A 22,088-nucleotide genomic window follows, 5' to 3' on the forward strand; every position below is an offset into this window, starting at 1 on the left:
AGGAAGTTCGCAGGCGTTCTAGAAAGAATCATTGCGGTTTTCTGGAAGCAGCAAACGGGCTAATGTCTATTGTGCTGAAGCTTTATAAGAGATTAAGTGTCCCTGAGTGCCGTAATGAGAACGCAGCTTATCTCCCTGTTGAGCAGTGCCCTGATTGTCAGTCTTGCTCCCCAACCCGCGCTGCTGGCTCAGCAGACCACGGCACCTCAGTTACTAGAGCAGGCGAATACCTTGCTCCAGACGGGTAATGCCGCGGGAGCCGCCGCCGCCTATCGTCGCGCCATTGAGCTGAACAGTCAGTTTGCGCCAGCCTACTACGGTCTGGGGGTAGCCCTGCGACAACAGCGCGATCTGCCCGGTGCCATAGCCGCTCATCGGCAGGCCATCACCATTAACCCCAACTACGCCCCGGCTCATTACGGTCTGGGCCTTGCCCTGTATGACCAAGGCAAGCTAGACGAAGCTGTCGCTCAGTACCGACGGGCTATTGCGATTGAGCCAACTGCCCAGTCGCACTACAACCTGGGCCTAGCCTATCGGGGCTTACGCAATACCAACGAGGAAATCAACGCCTACCGTCAGGCCATCCAGGTGGATGCCCGCTACGCTCCGGCCTACTACAGCTTAGGGCTGGCGCTGCGAGCCCAAAATGACAATGCGGGGGCAGTCACGGCCTACCGTCGTGCCATCGAACTCAACCCACGCAACGCCGCGGCTCACTATGCTCTAGGCATCGCCCTCTACGAGCAGGGCCAAAAACCAGAGGCCATTGCCGCCTATCGTCGGGCCATTGAGTTAGAACCCAATGTGGCAGGTAGCCACTACAACCTGGGCGTGGTTCTAGCCGATCAGGGGGACCGCGCAGCTGCTGCAGCCGAATTCCGCCGCGCCATTCAGCTCAATCCCAACTTGGCCGATGCTCACCTCAGCCTGGGTAATACGCTCCTGGCCCAAAACGATGTACGCGGTGCCACTGCCGCTTTCGAGCAGGCTGGTCGTCTAAGCGCCAACTCGACTACGGTCCAACTTGCCCTGGCTAATGCCTATGCTCAGCAGCAAAATTGGCCCTCAGCCGTTGCCGCTTACCGTCGCATCCTGCAACAAGAGCCCAACAATGCTGTAGCCAACCGCAACCTGGGCAACGCGCTTCAGGCCCAGGGTGATCTGCCGGGTGCGATTGCCGCCTACCGTCGGGCCGCAGAGATTGCACCACGGGACGCGGTGGTGCATAACGCCTTAGGTTTAGCCCTGCAAACTCAGAAGGATTTGCCCGGTGCGATCGCCGCTTTTCGTCGAGCCACCGAAGCAGATAGCCGTTCCAGTGCTGCTTTCTACAATCTCGGCAACGCTCTGCAAGCCAATGGCGATTCAGCCGGAGCGGCACAGGCCTATCAACGCAGCATCGCACTAGGGCCACAGAGCGAGGTCTACCGCGACTACAACAACTTAGGCGTGGCGCTGTTCTCGCAACAACAATACGACGAGGCGGCAAGCGCCTATCGTCAGGCGATCAGCCTCAAGCCCGACTATGCCAGCTCCCACTTCAATCTTGGGATTCTGCTGGCGACTCAGGGCAAGGCAACCGAGGCCTTGCAGTCTTATCAGCGAGCCCTAGAACTCTACCGCACTCAGGGCAATCGACAAGCGGCTGCCGAGGCAGAAACCGCAATCCGTAATCTGCGAGGAAGTTGATCTTGGAAGCCTTTGAATCTCTAAATACCTACCTGCGGACCCTGCCAGACCCCATCGTGCAGTGGGGGCACCCGCTAATGATGGCTATCGTTCTTTTCGTGGTGGGTAATGTTGTTGCCGCTCAGGGTTGGCGAGCCCGACAGTACAAAGATGAGCAGGCCCGCCAGTTTCATCGCCTCTGGGCTCCGTTGCTGCTGACTTTCATTGCCTTGGGCTATGTGGGTGGCGTCTGGTCACTGGTGTTGCAGCACAAACGGATCATGCACAGCCCCCATTTTTGGACTGGAACGGTGGCAGTGGTGCTTTTAGCCTTGAACGGGGCCATTTCACTCAGCGGCTTCTTGGGCAACCAGGATAAGCTACGCACCTTTCATGCAGTGTTTGGCGTTCTGGTGCTGTCGCTGTTGTTTGTCCATGCAGCATTTGGCGTTCGCTTAGGGCTGGCCCTGAACAGTTGAGCCCAAACACCAATCTGAACGCCAATCTGGTTAATTTAGGCTGGTAATTTAGCAAGTCAAATTAACCAGCGCCCTCTGCAACCACATTGCTGCGTCTGGTGTCTTTCACTAGCAGCCAGGCGGTTAAGGCACTAGTAAGGGCCAGACAGGCCGCTATGAGCATGATTGAGCGGAAGCTGGCGACAAAAGCCTCTGCAATTGCGTTCTCCAACGCGGCCCTGAGTGGCCCAGTCACCTGAGCCGGCACCTGGGCTCCGGCCAGTTTAATCCGCTCTGGGTCCAGGAGTTGCTGTACCTCAAGCGGTACCCTCAGCGTGGCTAGTGCGTTGTCGAGATTCTGGTTGAAGAGGTCTAGAGCGACAATGCCCAGCAGCGCAATGGCAAGTAGCCCCGCAACCTGTGAGGCCGCATTATTGATGCCTGAAGCAACGCCCGCATAGCGGCTCTCCACCGCGGCCAAGACCACTGTTGTCAGTGGCGCAACGCTAATCGCCATGCCCACACCGAGCACCACAACCGCTGGGAAGAAAGTCAGCCAGTAGCTGCCGCCAATGCCAGGGACAGCAAACAGAGCAAAGCCCAGGGCTGCAATGCCGGGTCCCAACATCAGCGGTAGCTTAGCGCCATAGCGGTGAACCAGGCCACCCGACCAGCGAGACAGCAAGAACATGATTACGATCAGGGGCAAAAAGGTCGCGCCCGCTGCCGTCGCGGAATAGCCTTGCACCTGAATCAGGTTGAAGGGCACAAAGAACATCGCCCCACTGATAGCTGCATACAACAGCAGCGTCAGAAGATTGGCACCGCTGAAGGTTCGGGAGCGGAACAGTCCGATCGGCATCATTGGGTTGGCGCCGCGGACTTCTACCACAACGAAACCCAGTAGCACCAGGCCACCAGCAGCAAGCGTGGTGAGCACTTGGGGGTGGCCCAGCCCCAAGCTGTTGGCTTTGATCAGGGCATAGATCGTTGTTCCCAGGCCAACGGTTACTAGTAGGGCTCCCCAACCATCTAGGCCCCCTACTACTGATTCGTCTCGGCTTTCCGGCACTCGCCAGAACAGCACAATCAGCACGATCACGGCCAGGGGGAGATTAATGAAAAAGATCCAGCGCCAAGAGACGTTTTCGATCAACCAGCCGCCGAGAACTGGTCCCAGACCAGAAGCGATGGCGGTAAATCCTGACCAGGTGCCAATCGCTCGCCCCCGTTGGTCGCCACTAAACGAGACGCTGATCATGGCCAAACTGCCTGGGACCAGCATCGCGCCACCAACCCCTTGCAGAGCCCGAGCCAGAATCAGCTGAGTGATGTCCCCAGAAAAACCACAGGCCATTGAGGCGATGGCAAATAGAGTAATGCCAGTGGCGAAGACACGCCGCCGCCCGAAGTGATCGCCCAATGAGCCACCCACCAGAATCAGAGCTGCCAGAAACAGCGAGTAAGCTTCGACAATCCACTGCACATCAGTGATGCTGGCCCTTAAGTCGGCTTGCAGGGCTGGTAGCGCGACGTTGACCACCGTGCCGTCAATAAAAGCCATGCTAGAGCCAACAATGGTTGCCACCAGCACCCAGGGACGAGCATCGGGTTTACAGGGCGCAGGGTTGAGCGCCGACCGCATCACCCCTTCATCACAGGGCTGTCTGGCAATATTCGGCATTTGCGGCACTCCTCGGGTGGTGTTATGAGTTGGTGTTGGCGATTAGGGCATAACCTGGCTTGTTTTACTGAATTAAGCCTTTGACACGAGCACTATCTCCCACCAATTCCAATTCCTCAAGGCTGAGGTTCTTGAGTTGCAATTGCTGGTTGAGACCCCGCTCAAGTTGCGCTTTGGAAATGCCTAATTGGTCGATGAGTTGTTGGGTGGTTAGGCTGAGCGCCCCCACCTTAATCACGGTGCTGTCGTCCAACTGCAATTGCCCATTTTCAACGCGAGGCTGGCCTTCAATTCCGAGATAAATTTCTCGGTTGGCTAGATTGGGAAATAGGGCTGTCGCTCGCTCCAGAGCGGCTTTTTGCCGCGCTTCTAGCTTCTGGGTAGGAATTGTGGACAGATCAACAACAATGCCACTGGCAATCCTGCCGTCTTCAATGGTGGTATTTAGGGCTCTGGCGCTGCCCAGCAGTGGGCTGTGCTTGGGATTCTCAGCAATCGCAGCGACCACTAGTTGATTCAGCTCATCGGCGTTGAGGCGGGCCTCTACCTGAGGTTTGGTGCTGGTCTGATCGGCCTGGCTGCCAGTCGCAACTAACTGTTCTGCTAGCTTGATTCCAGCCGCAGCAACAGCAGGATCAGCAGGGTTCGTTGCCACAGATATTGCTGTGGATGAGTGAGTGTACCAGGTTGGCAGTTGAGTGGCTTGACGCCAATATTGAAAGGCAGCCAAAAAGCAACCGGCGACGGCTCCAAGCCCGATAAAAGTAACTGCAATAGTCGTTTTTTTTACCACTCTTAAAATTCAACCTCCACTGGGAACAGTATCGCTAATTCAGTCAGATAATGCAGCGAATTTACTACTTGATTGCAATCAAGGGATTGATTACTTTGTGAGACCTAGGAGGCACCAGATAGTTCTTGGCTAGTCTTCCAGTAGGGCAGGGGTGATATGAGGGCAGGGGTGAAGCAGTCCTCAAAACTGGAGCGAGAGGGGGAGGTAGCAACCCTAGCTTAGTCTTCTGTCTGGAGTGGAACCCGCACTGAGAATTAACCGTCATGGGTACTATAGGCACTGCAAACTAGGGTCCTGGTTACTAGCCGATCCAAATGGCATGCTTATATCCAGGCTAAGCCCAAGGCCAACATCAAAGGCCAGGCTATGTCCAGATTTCGGCTCATCCTGCGAGTTGATCCAACCGGATGATAGAGATTCTGGGCCGCTTTTGTAGAGTGGCAGTAGTCAGAAAAAGCAGTAGTAAGGAAAAGTAGTTCAAAACATGCGTCGAGTCTTTGCAACTCTCTCCCTGATCACCCTGCTGCAATCCTTACCCGCAGCAGCCTATGCTCAGGCTATTCCTTCAACTCAAGGACCGACTGATCCGATTGAACAGGTGGTTGCAGCCCGTTTGATGACGCCCTATCAGGATGGTAATTTTCATCCGGAACGTTTTATCAGCCGTGCCGAGTTAGCCTCCATTTTGGTCAAAACCTTTCAGCTTGATAAACGCGTTGCGGCTAGCCGTGAATCGCTGGTTCAAGTTCCTGACGTACCAACAAACCACTGGGCTTACAACGATATTCAGACCGTGCTCAAGACGGGCATTATGAGGGGTTATCGAGGCAACCTATTTTTCCCTAACCAAAATATTAACCGAGCAGAAGCCTTTTCGATTATTGCCCAAGCCTACGGTGTTTTTCAGTTTCCGGATCAAACAGTGCGGACAATTTTGGCTCGCTATCCTGATGCAAGCCAAATTCCCGGTTGGGCTCAGAAGTCAATGGCAACTGCGCTTTATGTGGGGCTAGTGAACACTGACGAACGAGGCAATATTGTGCCTGCCAATCCAATGACTCGCGGCGATATGGCCTACGCCCTCAGTCAGTATTTAAATATTCCCGAACAAGGACCAACAACTGCTTGGGAAGAAGACTCGCATCAGGAGCAGTAGGCTTCACCGTTGACCCTTGCAACTTTACTCATGTGTAAGGTTCATACAACTGAAGACCGCAGGCAAGATAACGGTTGCACTTGCTCTAGGGCTCGGCTCAGCGCCTCAATCCGTACTGGTTTGGTGAGGTAGTCATCCATGCCAGCCTCCAAGCACATCTCTCGATCTCCCTCCATGGCATTAGCGGTCATCGCAATTAGCCGTGGGCGCAAGTTTAACGGCCAGCGCTGGCAAATCTGCTGCGCAGCCGTCAAACCATCCATTTCTGGCATCTGAATGTCTAGCAAAACCACATCGTAGGGCTGTCGTTGCAGGGCCTCGAGCACTTCTAAGCCATTGCCTGCGAGATCAGCACGATATCCCAACCGTTTCAAAATCAGCAGGGCTACTTTCTGGTTAACGGTATTGTCTTCCGCTAGCAGAATTCGCAAGGGTAATTGCTCTGCCAGAGTGGGTTGGCTTAAGGCAAGGGCAGGTGGAGTTTGCTTGACTTTGAGTTGACCATCCACAGTGTGGATTAGAACGTCATACAGCCGAGACTGCTTGACTGGCTTGTTGAGGAAGGCAGCAAACGCCGAAGACTGCGCCTGAATCTCAACCTCTGGACGACCCACAGAAGTGAGCATCACCAGAGGTAGAAGTTGGCCGTGAGGCAGTTTACGAATTTCAGCGGCTAGAGTGAGCCCATCCATTTCTGGCATCTGTAGGTCCAAAATGGCGATATCGAAGCGCTCGCCCTGGCTCAACCACTGCAAAGCTTCAGCACCCGAGGCCACAGCTCGGGTCACCAGCCCCCAATTTTGTCCTTGTAGGGTCAGGATTTTGCGGTTCGTGGCATTGTCGTCCACAATCAGTAGCCGCTTGCCGATGAGTTGAGGTTGAGGCAGCAAGGTCGTTGGCACAAATTCGGTAGCAGACTCAGCGATCAGTGTGAAATAAAAGGTAGAACCCTGCCCAACCTGGCTCTCAACCCACATTCGACCGCCCATACTCTGGCTTAAGCGCTTGCTGATCGCTAGTCCCAGCCCTGTCCCTCCGTAATGACGATTAATGGAAGCATCAACTTGGCTAAAGGACTGAAACAAGCGGTCTAAACGCTCGGCAGGAATGCCAATTCCCGTGTCCTTAACTGCAAATTGGATTTCGAAAACGGCGGGTGATTCAGCCTCTGTAGTCTGGTTTTCTTGCTGCTGTGAACTGACCGTAATAATCACTTCTCCAGCTGGTGTAAACTTGACTGCATTGCCAAGAAGATTCACTAAAATTTGGCGCAATCGAGTTACATCTCCTACAATCGCGCCTGGTGTTTCCGGGGAGATTAGATAGCCTAACTCCAATCCTTTTTCCGTTGCTTTGGGTGCAATTAAGTCAAGGGCTTCCTCAATACAGGCTCGCAAATTGAACGGGTGTTGCTCCAAGTCCAACTTGCCAGATTCGATCTTAGAAAAATCTAGAATGTCATTAATGATCGTGAGCAAAGCATCGCCACTGCTGCGAATCGTTTCGACAAAATCCTGTTGCTGAGCGTCTAGGGTCGTGTCGAGCAGCACCCCAGTCATACCAATAACACCATTCATAGGCGTTCGAATTTCGTGGCTCATATTAGCCAAGAACTCACTTTTGGCCTGGTTAGCTGCCTCAGCCGCCTCTTTAGCAACCTGCAATTGTTGAGTTACAGCTTCTTGCTCTGCTAGCAGGCTCTGAATCTGCTCGGCCATTTGGTTAATGTTCAAGCCAAGCCGAGCCAGTTCATCTTCGCCAGCTACCGTCAAGCGGGTATCAAGGCGTCCCTGACCTAGCTTCTCAACTGCTGCAGTAGCAGCTAGGAGCGGGTCAGTGACTCGATTGACAATGTAAGCGGCCAGCAAGCCGACCAAGAGCGCTGATGCACCTGTTCCTAGAGCCAGAATTAGCAGAAACTCAGCCTCTGACTTGAAGACAATAGACTTGTCTGTAGCAATAAGGGCTTCCCATTGAAGGTCTGGCAGACCTTTCAGCCGTTGAAAAGGAGTATAAATAACCAGTTGTTCAGACCGGGTATGCGCATCGTAAACCAACTTTGCGTCTAGTTTTCGAGCTGCGTGAAGCTGAGCAAAGCTAGGCAGATCTTTCTGAACGTCTTCACCAACATGCTCCCGTTCCGAGGCTAAAAAATACCGACCAGAAGGGTCAATCAAATGATATTGATCGCCATTTGAGCTGAAGTTTTTGATTACTTGATTAATGGAGCTAACAGGCATGCGAGAGCGAACGACAGCAATAATTTTGCCGGTAGTGTCGTCACGGACTGGGGCTGCAAAGTGAATAACAAACTCACCAGAGGATTTTGAGATTGTTGGTTCACTAATGACCGGCGAACCTGTCTTGAGCACCTGTTGAAAGTAGGAGCGATCTCGATGGTTGGCAAGAGCTGGACCAGAGGACTGGAAGATCACATTACCTTGCGGATCAAAAACAGCAACGCTGTCATAGACTGGGTAAATTTTGATGAAGCGGTTGAGAGCATCCTGCTTTTTTGATCGAGAAATCCTTGTGCGAAGCTCAGCGTCCCGTAGCATGGGCAGGCTAGCTAAGACTTGGATGTCTCCATATCGCTCCAGCATAAAGCTGTTCACTTTCCCAGCCAGGGCCTCAATAATCACCTCTTGGCGTCGAGTGATCTCAGTCGTGATTGACTGATCGGCAAAATGCTGGGCAGCCGCCCCAACAGCCAACACTGGCAACGTGCCGATTGCAATGGCTAAAGCTGTTGCTTTTGCTCTTAAACCCATTTTGACCAGCCAATTGCTCAATCTAGCCTCGCTCAGCCACTGCACTCGGTCTGCGATAGATTGAGTTTGCCCTTCCCCAGGCTGAAACCAACGGTTTTAAGACTTGCATCAAGGCTTGTATCCGACCGAAACATCTCGTTTATCAGTGAGAACCAGCACTTGGCAAGCGTAGCAAACGTCAGCACTGACCCTCAACGGGTAATCTACAAGTTTACCGAAGGTCTGAAGCTTTGGTCAGCTCCCCATGAAGGTCAAGTATTGTCAACTTGAAACGCACGATCAAACTCTAATTTGCTTGAGGTTTTGCGCTCCAACACTCACTCAGAATATATAGACCTGCTGCTGACAAAAAACCAACAAACTAGCCAATGTCAGTGTCGTCTAGTAAGCGAGCAACTGGGCCAGTGTAGGCAGGAGTTGAAGAGAACAGAGAGATGGTGAGCACAGCCACTAATACAAAAATTGTGGCCGAACGAGTCCAGCCCGCAGGATAGCTTGCTGGTGTGCGTTGACCATTGAGGAACCAGTGGATCAACACAATTCCTAACCAGGGAGCAACCCAATAGAGCATGACTAGCAGATAGTTTTCGTACAAAATCGCAAACTTGCCTGAGCCGTAGACGGCCATGCTGAAGCTGAGCACAGCAGAGATGAGCGCAGAGACAGGCCGCGAGACCCGAATACCTGCAGAAATCAGGGTATAGGCCGCCGTATTATCATTTAGAGCATTATTAACAATTGAGAACAAACCAACGGCTAACAGCGCCAAGGGATCTAGAGAACCCGTCAAGGTTTGAATGTTGCGAATGACGGCATCCAATGTCAGATCAACGCTCGTGCTCGCCGTTAGAGCCAGTTGCAAACAACCCAGGATATCGCCCAGCCCAATAGCTAGCAGACCGGTCCAGAAGTCTAAACCGATAACAACCAGTAATACTCCCAGGACCCAACCCGCAGGGACTAAATTGTAAGCTAAATGGCGGTCAGCTTTTGTCACGAATGTCTCGCCTTAGTGGTCTGAGCGTCAACCGCCCTACACCTAGAAAGACGATGATCAGTAGTAATATGACCAGCTATGCAGAAATTCCTCAGCCCAGTGTGGTGGCCGAGCAAATTTACAAGCAAGCAGAATTTGAATTCAAATATGTATTAGAAACCCAACGCTGGTATCGCAACGCCAATGTTGCTTCCAATGCCAATTCCGATGCTACCGAAGAGACTAATGAACCAACTTGGCTCCATGCTCCCAGGATGGAAGTTCTCTATTTTATCCAGACTCAACTGAATGAGATGCTTAACCCAATTGGTGGCTACAATCTCCATTACCTACAGCAGGTTTATACCTTGCTAAAGCTGCATTATTGGCATCCAGCCTGAAGGTTTCACGGAAGTTCGTGTGCTCGCTCAGCGAAAAGCCGATTGATCAGTTACAGAAACCACAGTGTTGCCTCGCTCAGCCCAGAGTCACATCCAAAATCATCATCACCACAAAGCCAACCATTAGACCTGCGGTAGACTCCGTTTCAAAACCTTTGCGGTGAGTTTCAGGAATAATCTCATCGCTAATCACAAAGAGCATTGCTCCAGCCGCAAAAGCCAGAGCCCAAGGCAAAATCGGTTCTGCAACTGAAACGGCACCCGCGCCTAGTAATCCACCGATGGGTTCAACCATACCTGTGGCTAGCGCAATTAAGAAGGCGGTTTGTTTGGAGTATTTCGCTGCAAGTAATCCTAGGGCAACCACCAAACCTTCTGGCATATTTTGCAAACCAATGCCAACGGCTAAAGCCAAGCCATTGGCAGAATCACCTCCACCAAAACCGACACCAACGGCCAGGCCTTCTGGCAGATTGTGCAAGGTGATCGCAATAATAAATAGCCAAATTCTTCTGAGATTGGCGCTACTTGAACCTTCAGGGCCTTTAATGAAATGCTCGTGAGGCGAATATTTGTTACTAAGCCAAAGAAATATACCACCTAACAACAGACCCGCAGCAACAATAAAAGCCGCAGAAACTTTACTGCCTGTGATCCCAGACGCCGCTTCAATCCCTGGAATAATCAGCGAAAAAGCAGTCGCGGCGAGCATCACACCCGCACCAAAGCCCAGCATGATATCTTGAGCCTTTTGCGTGACATCCCGAATAAAAAAAATGGGCAGCGCGCCGACACCCGTTGCCATGCCTGCCAGCAAACTGGCTAGTAATCCCAGTTGTAAGGTTCCCACAGTGCGCTCCCGTCAATGCCTATCTACATCGTATTCTCTGCGCTTAAAGGTTTTGTTAAAAAAGGCTCAGCCAGCTCACACCCAGGACCAGGCTCAGCAGGGTCACGGGCACACCCGCCCGCAGGAATTCCCAAAATGTGAGCACACCTGAACTACCTGCGCCTTGAGCAACAATCAAATTGCTAGCCGAGCCGAGCAGAGTCAAATTACCACCAAACGTCCTGGGCAGAGCTAACGTGAACCACAGATTGTTAGACTGCCCCAAGGCTTCAATCCAGGGAGTGATAGGAACCAGCTAATCATGCGAGTGAAGAGCCCAGCCTGTCCTAACACCGCCACAAAGATTATCATCCCCAGTAAAAATAGAAGGGTCTGAGCATCTAGCGAGGATAACGGCTTATCCAAAGGAAACCCACCCAGTAACACCATCGCCACAGCCCCAGCTAATGCAGCAGTGGGTCGGTCTACAAAACGAATTACTCGTTCCTCAAAGGCGATAGCCGCATAGGTCAAAGCCAGAATCAGACATCTCACGAATGCTTGGGCTGTCCAGTCCACCGAGGCAGCTATCCTTCGCTAGGTCATGCAGTTGAACTCTAGAGGAAAGCCGGAAAAAGCACCAGCAAAGCATCCAGATTCCAGCCAAACTTCCTGACTAGCGAACCCATTATCTAACGGGCCAGCTAACGGGCAGTTGAATTCTTAGAGTATTCGTGCAATAAAGTTCATTCGCAATATAATTGCCGTAAAAAAACCCTGCCTTATCAAGACAGGATTTCAAAACAGCAAGTAAATGAATAACGAGCAGGGATAGCTAGGCTCACCGGCTTAAGTTAGTCGTTGATCGCCTTGCCAGCGCCTTCAGTCACACCCTTAACAGTGTCACCAATATTGTCCAAAATCTTGGTGGTAACGCCACGGGGTCCCCATTCTTGGGTCTCACCTTTGGTGACCTGGTTCATTTTTTCCCGCATTTCCGTACGGTCATTCAACGAACGGCTGGCCCGCTCTTGAATTCGCTCACTGCCTTCGCGTGCGCCTTGCAGGGTGCGCTTGGCTGCACCACCTAAATCTACTCCTTTAACCGGAGCACGCACGCCATCTTCTTGATCTGCGTAGCGCTCGTGGAAGGTATCTTTAGAGGCAGGGTTCACCAGGTCTTCAGCTCTTTCTGGCGAAGGAACGGCCCCAACGGGAGCAGCAGGCAGGCTTAATAAGCCAATCAGACCCACAAGCAAGGCTATGGCTAAGGAGCGGCTTAGGCGCTTGAAGGTTTGGATCAAGTTGCTAGAAATTGCGAACATAAAGCGAGTCTTCTCCTAATTGATAAGCTGGTTATGAAACTGAAAACGGCTATTAGCCTGAACTTGAATTACGACTAGAGCACAGCTAACGCAAACCTGCGTTACTTGCCTTGTAATGTGTCGCCAATATCTTCAACGGTGCGCTTGATTGCATCACCCAAGTCATCACCGGTGCGCTTGATGTTGTCGCCTAGGTCGTCACCAGCACGCTCAGCACTACGAGAGGTTCGGTTGAGTTGACGCTCCGCTTTGTCGGAAGCTCGATCAATACTGCGGTCTAGCTTATTGCCAGTGCGATCAAATTTATCATTAACACTTTCAACCTGGCGTTCTGCCGAGCTACGACGCTCTGCGTTATCAATGCCGCCGAAAGCACGTTCTAGTTGATCATTGCCCAGCTCATCAACAGCCCGCTCAACTCGACGTTCTGTATTCTTTTCGGCATTGCCCAGGTTTCTTGGAATCCGCTTGGCTGCTGCTTCTGTCCGCCGTAACTGGGCCTCAGCCGCCTCATCTGCGCTCATCGTACGCCGCTCGGCGTAGGAACGGCGGCTTTCTTCGCTAAGATTTTGTCCCTTACCGGGATAGTCTCCGGATGGCAAAGCCTGTACCGAAGTTGTGAGCGAACTGCTTAGCCAGAGCAAACCTGTTAACAGCCCTAAAAGAACCACTCGATGTAGAGACCGAGCGAACTTCGAGAATTTCTGCATGGAGTTACGTCCCTTTTGCTTAGCTAACCTCATGCATGTTAAAGAGGAAAGGCGCGCATTAGCGTCTCCCCTCAGGTGGGTTTCTCTAGGCGCGTCTATTCCTAGCTAAGCCTTCAAGCGGAGTAGTCTGTTAACTAAAGTTAAACTTTTGAATCGCATTGGGTTCTATTGATCTAGCGCTACCGCTTGGCTAAGCGCTGCTTTTTCTCTAGCCCGTTGAATAAACGGCGCTAAGGCTGCTGTATCTAGACCACTCAGAATCTCTAAATTAGCAGGTTCTACCCCGCGGCAGAGCATATCAACGCACCAGCTTTGCCGCGCTTGGTCAGGGCGTAGTGGTGTGGCATCCGGATTAGTAAAACCATTAGTCCACTGCTGCCAGCAAGTTAAAACTTCGGCTTCTGTCAGCGTAAATAGAGGCTGGCTAGGTTGTGGTCCTGCACCACGACGCCGTAAATAGCGGCTCAGCGGACTGTTATTAGCAGTTGCAACTTGGCGGCCTAGTATTTTTTGATTAATGGGCACTTGACGCACGGTGCCTTGGGACGAGCAGACCCGTAGCATCTCCCAGTCTGGCTCAGCGCTGTAATCGCCCTGTCGCAGGCGCAGCACCTCAGCTACAGTCAACCCTGCACCAAATAACACCCAAGCCAGAGCATAGTCTTGTGCGCCTGCTTTCTTAGCCTGTGCCAGGATGCTGTGGGAAACTGAAGCACCCAAGTCCTCAGCTCCATTAGAGGGTACAGCCAGTTCTAGATGAGCAGTCTTCAGGGGCGGAGAGCCGATCAATTCAGCGCCCTGCAAAAACAAGTCAACCAGGCTCTCTAGAAACTCGCCTCGTCCCGCCCACAGGTTGCCCAGCATATCGGGTGGGCGACAGGTGACTTCTACCACGGCATAACCGAGAATCGTGCTGTTGATTAGGCTGGCTAGATTTTCCGGTGCTAGGCGCAGTTGCAGTTGACCGGCCCGTACCGCTGAGGCGAGGCAAGCGGCTAGGGCACGGTTGGCCTGCACAAAGCCCTGGCCCAGAGCTTGTCGGTTTTCCTCAGGATACTGACCCGACTCACCGACCACAGAACGCACTAGATCTGGCATTTCCTCCAAAGCTTGCAGACACGTATCGACATACTGCAATAGCTCTTGGCGGGGATCGCCATGCCAGTTGGTCTGGCGCATCAAAGACTGCCCAATGCTTGTGAACACCTCACACTCCTGGATAGTTGCAAGTAATAAGCCGTGCTTGTTGCCGAAGTGCCGGAAGAGGGTGACTTCATTCACACCTGCCCGCTCAGCAATTTGCCGGGTTGTGGTCTCGGTAACCCCCTGACGGGCAAACAACTCCAAGGCTGCGTCAATAATTTTCTGGCGCGTCCGAATTGAGACGCGGCGCCGGTCACGAACACCGGTGACCGGGGGTTGCTCGGGTAGCGCAGCGGGGTTAACAGTCATGGAGCGCCTGAACAGATAGCAGCACCAGTCTAGTCGGAATGGATAGGAAGAGGTGTCTCCTCGATACCCCCGACAAAACTCTGACCAACGGTGGACTAAAAAACCTGCAAGTGCCACTTGCAATTCGATCCAAAGCTAGCTAGGCTGAAGCGAGGCAAATGTGAAAGCAAGCAAGACTTGCACCACTTGCAAGCGGCTCTGGCAAAGTCAGTGAAGCTCTCCTACAGCTTTAGATGACTTCTATTCTTTTGGGGTTTTCGCTGCGTTTCCTTCACATTTGCTCAGAATTCACTAATTTTTCATCTCCACGAGGAAGTTTGCATGGCTTTTAATGCCGATATTTTGTCTGCGCCTAACTCCTCGCAAGAGAAGGCAGGTGAGACGACTGCTAGTGTTCAGCGTCCTCCTACAGAACTGCGCCTGAACTGGGTTAACGTTGCATTCTTCGGTGCGGTGCATCTGGTTGCGCTCAGTGCTCCCTGGTTTTTCTCCTGGAAGGCAGTGGGAGTCATGCTGGTTTTGCACTGGCTATTCGGCAGCGTGGGTATCTGCTTGGGCTATCACCGGCTGCTCAGCCATCGCAGCTTGCAGGTTCCCCGTCCTGTGGAGTATTTCTTGGCTCTAATTGGGGCTTTAGCCGCGCAGGGTGGACCGATTTTCTGGGTTGGGGGTCACCGTCAGCACCATGGCTTTACTGAGCATGAAGATCATGACCCTTACTCCTCGACTCGGGGATTTTGGTGGAGCCACATGGGTTGGATTCTCTACTCACGGCCTGAGCACTTTGATCCTCAAAATTATTTCCGCTTTGCGCCCGATCTGGCACGGGATCCGATTTACCGCTTTATGGACAAATGGTTCCTGGCCTTTCAGATTCCACTGGGCTTAGCGCTCTACGCATTTGGGGGTTGGCCTTGTGTGATTTGGGGCGGCGTCATGCGAGCTATCTTACTGTGGCACAGCACTTGGCTGATTAATTCTGCGTCGCATAAGTGGGGCTATCGCAACTTCCAAAGCACTGATAATTCGCGCAATCTCTGGTGGGCTGCCCTACTTACTTATGGCGAAGGCTGGCACAATAACCACCACACCTATCCCAACATGGCGAAGGCGGGTCTGCACTGGTGGGAAGTGGATGTGACTTGGTGGTCAATCCAGGCCCTGCGCAAACTAGGCCTAGTGCAAAAAATCACGCTGCCGAAAGCAGATTGGCGCGAACAGTTAGTGAAGAACTAACGCGAACCAACGTTCAATAAATTCGAGACGGGAAGGGAAGCAGCACTGTAACCCTTCCCGTTTATTTTGTAAGTCTTTTGCTGGGTCTTTCAAGGAGATTCGTGCATGGCAATCATCAGCTTCGAGCTGCCGATCTACACCTACCAAATCGATTTCATTGGGCATGTCAATAATATTGTCTACATTCAGTGGATGGAAATTGCCCGCATGAAGCTAATGGAGGCAATTGACTTACCCGTCCATCAGGCCCATGCCCAAGGTTTTGTTCCGGTGCTGGTCCACACCGAGATTACTTACAAAAATCCTCTGTATCTGGGTGAGACTGTCCGTGTTGAGCTATGGCTTTCTGAACTGAGAAAAGCGTCGGCTCAAATGGAGTTTCGCTTCTACAATTCGCAAAATATTCTGGCTGCCGAAGGTCGTCAACGCGGTCTATTTGTTACCCACGCAACCATGCGTCCGCGTCGTTTAGGTGCAGAAGAGCAAGCCCTATTTACACCGTTTTTACTTTCAGAAACTTAGAGCAACAGGAAGCCCAACTGGAGCAGGAGCACCAGGAAAACCGCAATTTTTTTATCCTGTTTTTATCCTGATGGCTTGACTTCGTGTGAGCGCTTGGCAAACATCTCGCACGCCTCTTTCGCTTAGCTCTGGCACAAGTCAAACGCTCGTGAACCTCAAGCTCAGGCTAAATCTAGCGGTGGGGGACAGCTCAAGCGCAAGCGTTCACCCGTCAGCGGATGGTGAAACTCCAGCTTCAGGGCGTGCAGATGGTAGCCACAATCGCCGGGAACTGGCACTTCTCCCATCTCATCCGGCCGCACGCTCAAAGGTAAACCGCCGCTGCCATACAGTGGATCGCCCAGCAGAGGATAGCCCGCCACCGCTAGATGAATACGAATTTGATGCGGTCGACCGGTGGCAATTACCACTTCCAGCAAACTGGTTTCGGTCCCACGTTGCAGCACGCGGCAATCGCTCTGAGCAGAGAGGCCATCAGGCGTAGCAGCATACAAATATCCCAGGACCGGATGGGCTAGTTTGCCAATCGGCTGAGTCACCCGAAAGCACTCGGGCATTGAGTTACCAACCGCTAAAGTTCGGTAAGTTTTAACAATCTGGTGAGTACGCATTTGCTGGCTCAAAGCAGCTCTTGCTTGAGACGAACGTGCCAGCAGCAGCAAACCAGAGGTTCCCCGTCCTAAGCGGTGAATCGGCATGGGTGGCTGGTTAGGGTAGCGCTGTTGCAGTTGCCTAAGCAGCGTGTGCTCCAAAAAGCCACCTCCCGGCAGCACGGGTAACCCAGAGGGTTTTGCTATGACCAGCAACTCTGAGTCCTCATACACCGTCTCAAAGGTCAAAGGCACATCCGGCTCTTGCCAGGGAGGACGGTGGTAGGTAAGCTGCTGACCAGCCCTTAAACAGGTTTCGGGTTGGGTTGAGGCACCATCGAGCAGAATCTGACCTGCTAGGATTCGGCTCTGCCACTCAACCTGGTTGGAGTGACGGTAATGGCGAGTGTAGTAATCCAGAACCGTTAGCCCCTCGGCGCTGGACCTGATCTGATCTCGATAAACCCAACCGCTATTCATCTGACCGGCTCCTCCTCGCTCATTCTGCGACAGCCTGGCTGAGATAGGGGCGTCTACCTAAAGCGATTCGGGGATTTCGCCAGCTAGAATCCCAGATGACCCAATCGAGGGTTAACCCAGGAGAGAGTGTGACCCAGCCCGAGACAGAACACGAACCAGAGCAATCCCAACAGCCAGAGCGATCTTACCGTCTGGCCAAAGTCGGGGTGGGCTTAGGTCTGGGGCTCACGGCAGGGCTGCTAGGTCTGAGCTGGGGTGCCCGCATTTTCCTGACTGAGCGCCTGTCCCCTCTGGTTGCCGAGAGTCTAGCCAAAACCCTCAATCGGCCTGTCACAGTTGGCGCACTTGAGCGGGTGTCGTTCGTGGGCATGCGCTTTGGTCCCTCCGCAATTCCCGCAACGCCAAAGGATGAGGACAAAGCCACAACGCAAGCTGTTGAAGTTGGCTTCAATCTGCCGCGCCTGCTATTCACTCGCACCCTGGATCTCGACATTACCCTAGTTAAGGCCGATATCTACATCGAGCAGGCAGCTGACCGGCAATGGCTGAGGCCAATCGTGGCTCCAGAGGAAGGCCAGAGAACCGTCACTATCCAAGTGCAAACGGTAAACATTGAGGATGGTCAGCTGACCCTGGTGCCTGCGCCACTACCTCCAGCGCCCGGGACCCAAGTTAAACCGCGCGCCCGTGAGCCTCGGGTGCTCCAGAACGTCCAAGTTCAAACGCAATGGTTTAACCCCACCCCCGAAGCGGCCAATCGCCGAGTGCAGTTTCAAGCAACTGCAAATGCGGTCGAGGGCGGGCGGCTCGATCTGCGAGGCGAGTGGGATCTGGTCGATAAGTTGCTGACCTTACGGGCACAGGGTGAGCGGCTAGCAGCCCCGATCGTCAACGGCTTCCTACCGCAAATTCCCGTCGATCTACTAAACGGTACGCTGAATGGCAACGTGGGCGTGCGCTGGTACACCCCAGAATCCCCCTCTCTTGATGGCACAGTCCAGGTCCAAGGAGTTACCGCTAAAGTTGCGAGAGTGCCACAGTTGCTCAATGGCGTGGTTGGCACTCTGCGTCTAGACGGTTTGACCGCCAACTTCGACCGTTTGCAAGCTCGCTACGGCCAAGTCCCCTTCCAGGCCACAGGTGGCATCGGCCCGAAAGGGTTTGACGTCAAGGGAGCTACGGCACCAACCAATCTGGACGTGCTGCTGCGTACCCTCAATGTCCGGTTGCCATTCCCCGTGGCCGGTCAGGTCAGGAGCACAATTTCCCTGACTGGCACAGGCCAGCAGCCTGTACTGGCAGGTCAATTCAACTCCACTAACAATCAGGGGCGATTCGACCGCATTCCGCTCCAACGTTTTGGAGGTCGCTTCCAGCTAGTGAACCCAGTAGTCACGCTGGCTGACTTTGAGGCTTATCCCGCCATTGGCGGTGTAGTTCGCGGTGGGGGTCAGGTCAATTTGGCCCAGGGTGGTGGACTGGCCCTCAATTTCCAGGCTGCTGGTGTTTCCGGTGAGCAGTTGGCCCGGACCTACGGGGGCAATTTGCCGATAGCGGTTGGGCCGCTAAGTGCCAACACTCAGGTCTTTGGACCCGCTACCAATATCCAGATCGTGTCACGCTGGCAGGCACCCAGCGCGACATACCCTGCTCGCGGTGAAGTGGCGGTGGCACGCGGTGTAGCCACCTTGCGCAATACCGTTCTCAACGTTGCCGGGGGTACAGTTCAAGCCGATGGCACAGTCACTTTAGGCAGTCAGGGTCGCCCCGGACGCTGGCAGGGCACCGCTAGTCTGCGAGGGATCCGCCTGCAACGCTTGACTCCCGAACAACGGGGCTTGCTCAATGGCACGGTTGGCGCTAGTGGCAGTTTGGCCTCATTCCGGCCTCAAGATATTCGCGCCGCAGGTAATCTGACGTTCTCTGAAGGTATCGCCGTAATCCGGCAGCCCTTGACAACTCAGGTGGCTTGGGACGGTCAGCAAATTATTGTGCGCGATGCTCGCAGTGAGCGGGTTCAAGCACAAGGCACGATCGGCGTTCGCTTGCAGGGACCAGGCTCCCCTGCCGTCGGTGCCCTGAACCTCAACGTGCAAACCAACGACTTTCCGCTGCGCAATCTGGCGGTATCCTTGCCAGAAACCATTGCCCTAGTGGGCAGTGCCGACTTCAGTGGCAAGCTCACAGGCACACCCAGCGCACCCCGCGTAGCTGGAGCCCTTGCCCTCAATAATCTCCAGGTCAACAACTTTGATTTTGCTGACCGGCTGAGTGGCCACGTTGCCTACACTGACGCAGGCGTTAATTTGGACCTGAATGGCGGCGGCGACCGCATCGCCCTACTCACTGATGCCAACTTCCGACCTCGCACCTTTGAGGTGCGCCACGGCGAGACACTAGCGGTTGGCGAAACTCAAGGCAATCAACTGCTGGTGGCCTTACAACAGTTTCCGCTTGGCGCCCTGGGCTTGCGACCTGCCGCCCAGCGCTTTGGAGCCGTGGGCGGCGATCTCTCAGGTGACTTCGCAATTGATTTGCCAGCCCGAGGCCCACTAAACCCCAGAACCATTAGTTTGCTGGGAGATGTAGCTGTTGTGCGTCCCAGCTTGGGCCAGATTCGAGCCGAGCAGTTCACTGGGCGCATCCGCTATGCCAACGGCAACCTGAGCCTGGAGAACGGCGACCTGCGCTTGCCCCGACGCAGCCGCTATCAGCTCGCCGGTCGCTTCAGCCCCGGCCAGACGCCCCAACTAAGCGCTCAAGTCCAGGTAGTTCAGGGCGAAATTCAGGACATCCTACAAGCGCTTCAGATCTTTGACTTCTCCGACTTTGGCCGGATCTTTGAGACTGGCCGTTATGGTCGCGCCAATGTGCTGGACAATGTGTTCGCCCGAGGTTTGGCCGAGCTCTCTCCCCCACGTGAAACCCTTTACGCTCAGTTGCAACGCTTTGCAGAGATTCAAGCCCTGATCACGGAGCAGCGGTTGCAAGCCAGGGAATCATTACTGCCAGGCTTGAATGAGCTTCAGGGTAGCTTCTCTGGCACTCTAGCGTTCACTGGCTCCCTGCAACAGGGCATCACAGCCAGTTTCAATCTGGGTGGTCAAGACTGGCGCTGGGGCGACTTGCTTCAGGTGCAGGACGTTACAGCTCAAGGCGAGTTTGCCAACGGTGCGCTCACCCTGGCTCCTTTACGCTTTGCCAGCGGCGAACAGGTGGGTGAGTTTACTGGGCGCGTCGGCGGTACTCGGCAAGCTGGGCAGGTCCGTTTGGCCAACATCCCAGTCGAGAACTTGGAAAACCTATTGCGGTTGCCATTTGACGCTACAGGAACTTTGAGTGGCACTGCAACCCTGGCCGGTAACCTGGACAACCCGCAGTTATTGGATGGTCAGCTCGTCCTCAACCAGGGCCAGCTGAACGGTACGCCCCTAGAGCAAGCCAACAGCACTTTCAACTATCGCGATGGGCGGCTTAGCTTCGACAGCACCTTGGCACTGGCCAACTCAGGCCCAACTGTGATCAACGGCAGCATTCCCTATCGTTTACCCTTCGCACGGGTTGAACCTGCTAGCAATCAGTTACGGCTAGATTTGAATGTGCGCAATGAAGGACTGGCCCTGCTCAATCTATTCTCCCGACAGGTCAGTTGGGTCGGCGGCGAGGGCGATGTCAACTTAGCGGTGCGCGGCACCCTAGCTCAGCCTCTAGCCACAGGTTCTGCTTCCTTCCGAGGCGCTTCTTTCCGGTCTTCTTTGCTTCAAGGTAGTGACCTAACAGATGTCACCGGCAACATTCAGTTCGATCAGGACCGGGTGCGGATTACCGAGCCGCTGAAGGGCCGCTTTGGCAGTGGTCAGGTCGGAGCCTTGGGCGTGTTGCCGTTGAATAGAGCCTTGCGCCGCCGTGACCCTGATGTCGATAATCCCCTAACCGTCAGCCTGACCGATATCAATCTGAGCCTCAAGGGCCTCTACAGTGGTCGAGTAAACGGCGTCGTTCCCGTCACAGGTAGCGTCTTTGAACCGATTTTGAACGGACAGATCACGCTCAGCCAGGGCCAGGTTCTAATTCCCGATACTGGTAGTGGCCCAGGCCTCGCCCCTAGTGGCGGTGGCGGCGGCAACAACGCGGCTATCACACCTGGGTTCAACAATCTGCGCCTGAGATTAGGAGAACAACTTCAGATCACGCGTCCACCCCTTCTCAACTTCCTGGCAACAGGCGACATTGTGCTTAACGGTGACCTGCAAGGCATCCGGCCTGAAGGACGGGTCAGCTTGCAGCGCGGCCAGGTGAATCTGTTCGCGACCCGCTTTACCCTGGATCGCTCCCAGGAGAACTATGCCCAGTTTGTGCCCACCCAAGGGCTAGACCCGAATCTCAATGTTCGGGTTGCCAGTGCTGTAACTGAGACAACACCAGCCATTGCCAATGATTTGGGAGGCGTTGATCCTACAGGGATTGGCTTGGGCGGTTTGCGCACCGTTCAGGTCAGAGCCACTGTGACTGGGCGAGCCAGCCAGTTCAACTTGGCATTGACCTCGTCACCGCCTCGCTCCGAGGCCGAGATCGTGGCCCTAATCGGAGGCGGCTTTACAGAAACATTAGGGCAAGGCCCAGCAGATACCGCTCTGGTTCTGGCAAATTTTGCGGGCTCCGCCTTGCTGAATACAGTTCAGGGTGCGGTTGCCAGTGCTCTAGGTCTGTCTGAATTTCGTATTTTCCCGACCATTTTGCCAACCGAGCAAGGCAGCAGCGACCGTTCACTGGGGTTAGCGATGGAAGCCGCAGTCGATATTAGCCGCCGCTTCTCAGTTTCGGTGCTGCAAGTGCTCACCAACTCAACGCAGCCCACTCGCTTTACACTGCGCTATCGTGTCAGCGACCAAATTCTGCTGCGCACCTTTACCGATTTAGGCGGGGAGGCTGGTGCCAGTGTAGAGTTTGAAACCCGCTTCTAAAGGCTCGCGATTCATTAAATTCGCCCTGATTAAAAGGTGAAAAAAGGCAAAAGCTTTGAATCAAGCAAAT

General features: G+C 53.8%; 18 protein-coding genes. 7 read left to right on the top strand and 11 right to left on the bottom strand.

Translation table 11 applies throughout. The features are described from left to right. The first annotated feature begins 114 nt into the window (after positions 1 to 114). Positions 115 to 1,692 (top strand): tetratricopeptide repeat protein, encoded by a 1,578-nt coding sequence (locus tag H6F94_RS22785; RefSeq protein WP_190804517.1) that lies wholly within the window; start codon positions 115 to 117, stop codon positions 1,690 to 1,692. Between the two features lie 2 nt (positions 1,693 to 1,694). Beyond that, positions 1,695 to 2,150 (top strand): DUF4079 domain-containing protein, encoded by a 456-nt coding sequence (locus tag H6F94_RS22790; RefSeq protein ID WP_242041339.1) that lies wholly within the window; start codon positions 1,695 to 1,697, stop codon positions 2,148 to 2,150. A 61-nt stretch (positions 2,151 to 2,211) separates the two neighbouring features. Here the strand turns inward: H6F94_RS22790 and H6F94_RS22795 are convergent, their stop codons facing one another. After that, positions 2,212 to 3,813, bottom strand: coding sequence for an MFS transporter (locus tag H6F94_RS22795; protein WP_190804518.1), 1,602 nt, complete (start codon positions 3,811 to 3,813; stop codon positions 2,212 to 2,214). A gap of 64 nt (positions 3,814 to 3,877) precedes the next feature. Then, positions 3,878 to 4,606: a hypothetical protein gene (locus H6F94_RS22800; RefSeq protein ID WP_190804519.1), complete on the bottom strand. Its 729-nt coding sequence runs from the start codon at positions 4,604 to 4,606 to the stop codon at positions 3,878 to 3,880. A gap of 484 nt (positions 4,607 to 5,090) precedes the next feature. Here H6F94_RS22800 and H6F94_RS22805 point away from each other — a divergent pair, with 484 nt between their 5' ends. Then, positions 5,091 to 5,762 carry an S-layer homology domain-containing protein gene (locus H6F94_RS22805; RefSeq protein WP_190804520.1) on the top strand — a complete coding sequence of 224 codons (672 nt, stop codon included), beginning with the start codon at positions 5,091 to 5,093 and terminating at the stop codon, positions 5,760 to 5,762. Between the two features lie 41 nt (positions 5,763 to 5,803). Here H6F94_RS22805 and H6F94_RS22810 read toward each other — a convergent pair whose 3' ends face one another. Together H6F94_RS22810 and H6F94_RS22815 are read right to left on the bottom strand one after the other, a co-directional pair. Further along, positions 5,804 to 8,533 carry a hybrid sensor histidine kinase/response regulator gene (locus H6F94_RS22810; protein ID WP_190804521.1) on the bottom strand — a complete coding sequence of 910 codons (2,730 nt, stop codon included), beginning with the start codon at positions 8,531 to 8,533 and terminating at the stop codon, positions 5,804 to 5,806. Positions 8,534 to 8,894: 361 nt separating this feature from the next. Continuing rightward, the gene (locus H6F94_RS22815) at positions 8,895 to 9,530 is read right to left on the bottom strand and encodes a purine-cytosine permease family protein (RefSeq protein WP_190804522.1); all 636 of its coding nucleotides are present in this window, start codon (positions 9,528 to 9,530) and stop codon (positions 8,895 to 8,897) included. Positions 9,531 to 9,583: 53 nt separating this feature from the next. On the opposite strand from H6F94_RS22815, the gene H6F94_RS22820 reads away from it, so the two are divergent. Then, positions 9,584 to 9,910, top strand: coding sequence for a hypothetical protein (locus tag H6F94_RS22820; RefSeq protein WP_190804523.1), 327 nt, complete (start codon positions 9,584 to 9,586; stop codon positions 9,908 to 9,910). 76 nt (positions 9,911 to 9,986) lie between these two features. On the opposite strand, the gene H6F94_RS22825 is transcribed toward H6F94_RS22820, so the two are convergent. From H6F94_RS22825 to H6F94_RS22850, 6 genes are all read right to left on the bottom strand, one after another. Continuing rightward, positions 9,987 to 10,760, bottom strand: coding sequence for a ZIP family metal transporter (locus tag H6F94_RS22825; RefSeq protein ID WP_190804524.1), 774 nt, complete (start codon positions 10,758 to 10,760; stop codon positions 9,987 to 9,989). A gap of 55 nt (positions 10,761 to 10,815) precedes the next feature. Continuing rightward, positions 10,816 to 10,965, bottom strand: a complete 150-nt coding sequence (locus H6F94_RS22830) for a hypothetical protein (RefSeq protein WP_190804525.1) — start codon at positions 10,963 to 10,965, stop codon at positions 10,816 to 10,818. Between the two features lie 26 nt (positions 10,966 to 10,991). Next, positions 10,992 to 11,318, bottom strand: coding sequence for an SLC13 family permease (locus tag H6F94_RS22835; RefSeq protein WP_190804526.1), 327 nt, complete (start codon positions 11,316 to 11,318; stop codon positions 10,992 to 10,994). A 275-nt stretch (positions 11,319 to 11,593) separates the two neighbouring features. Next, positions 11,594 to 12,064 (bottom strand): hypothetical protein, encoded by a 471-nt coding sequence (locus tag H6F94_RS22840; protein ID WP_190804527.1) that lies wholly within the window; start codon positions 12,062 to 12,064, stop codon positions 11,594 to 11,596. Positions 12,065 to 12,165: 101 nt separating this feature from the next. Then, positions 12,166 to 12,774 carry a hypothetical protein gene (locus tag H6F94_RS22845; RefSeq protein WP_190804528.1) on the bottom strand — a complete coding sequence of 203 codons (609 nt, stop codon included), beginning with the start codon at positions 12,772 to 12,774 and terminating at the stop codon, positions 12,166 to 12,168. Positions 12,775 to 12,939: 165 nt separating this feature from the next. Further along, entirely contained in the window at positions 12,940 to 14,226 is a 1,287-nt protein-coding gene (locus H6F94_RS22850) for a TetR family transcriptional regulator (protein ID WP_190804529.1), read from the bottom strand. A gap of 321 nt (positions 14,227 to 14,547) precedes the next feature. Here H6F94_RS22850 and H6F94_RS22855 point away from each other — a divergent pair, with 321 nt between their 5' ends. Both H6F94_RS22855 and H6F94_RS22860 read left to right on the top strand, forming a co-directional pair. Continuing rightward, a complete protein-coding gene (locus H6F94_RS22855) occupies positions 14,548 to 15,462 on the top strand; it encodes an acyl-CoA desaturase (protein ID WP_190804530.1) in 915 nt (304 codons plus the stop codon). Positions 15,463 to 15,567: 105 nt separating this feature from the next. After that, positions 15,568 to 15,984: an acyl-CoA thioesterase gene (locus H6F94_RS22860; protein WP_190804531.1), complete on the top strand. Its 417-nt coding sequence runs from the start codon at positions 15,568 to 15,570 to the stop codon at positions 15,982 to 15,984. 161 nt (positions 15,985 to 16,145) lie between these two features. On the opposite strand, the gene H6F94_RS22865 is transcribed toward H6F94_RS22860, so the two are convergent. Continuing rightward, positions 16,146 to 17,054, bottom strand: coding sequence for an RluA family pseudouridine synthase (locus H6F94_RS22865; RefSeq protein WP_190804532.1), 909 nt, complete (start codon positions 17,052 to 17,054; stop codon positions 16,146 to 16,148). Between the two features lie 128 nt (positions 17,055 to 17,182). On the opposite strand from H6F94_RS22865, the gene H6F94_RS22870 reads away from it, so the two are divergent. Beyond that, positions 17,183 to 22,018, top strand: a complete 4,836-nt coding sequence (locus tag H6F94_RS22870; RefSeq protein ID WP_190804533.1) for a translocation/assembly module TamB domain-containing protein — start codon at positions 17,183 to 17,185, stop codon at positions 22,016 to 22,018. Positions 22,019 to 22,088: the final 70 nt, after the last annotated feature.

The sequence above is a fragment of the Leptolyngbya sp. FACHB-261 genome, from assembly GCF_014696065.1.
Lineage (GTDB): Bacteria > Cyanobacteriota > Cyanobacteriia > FACHB-261 > FACHB-261 > FACHB-261.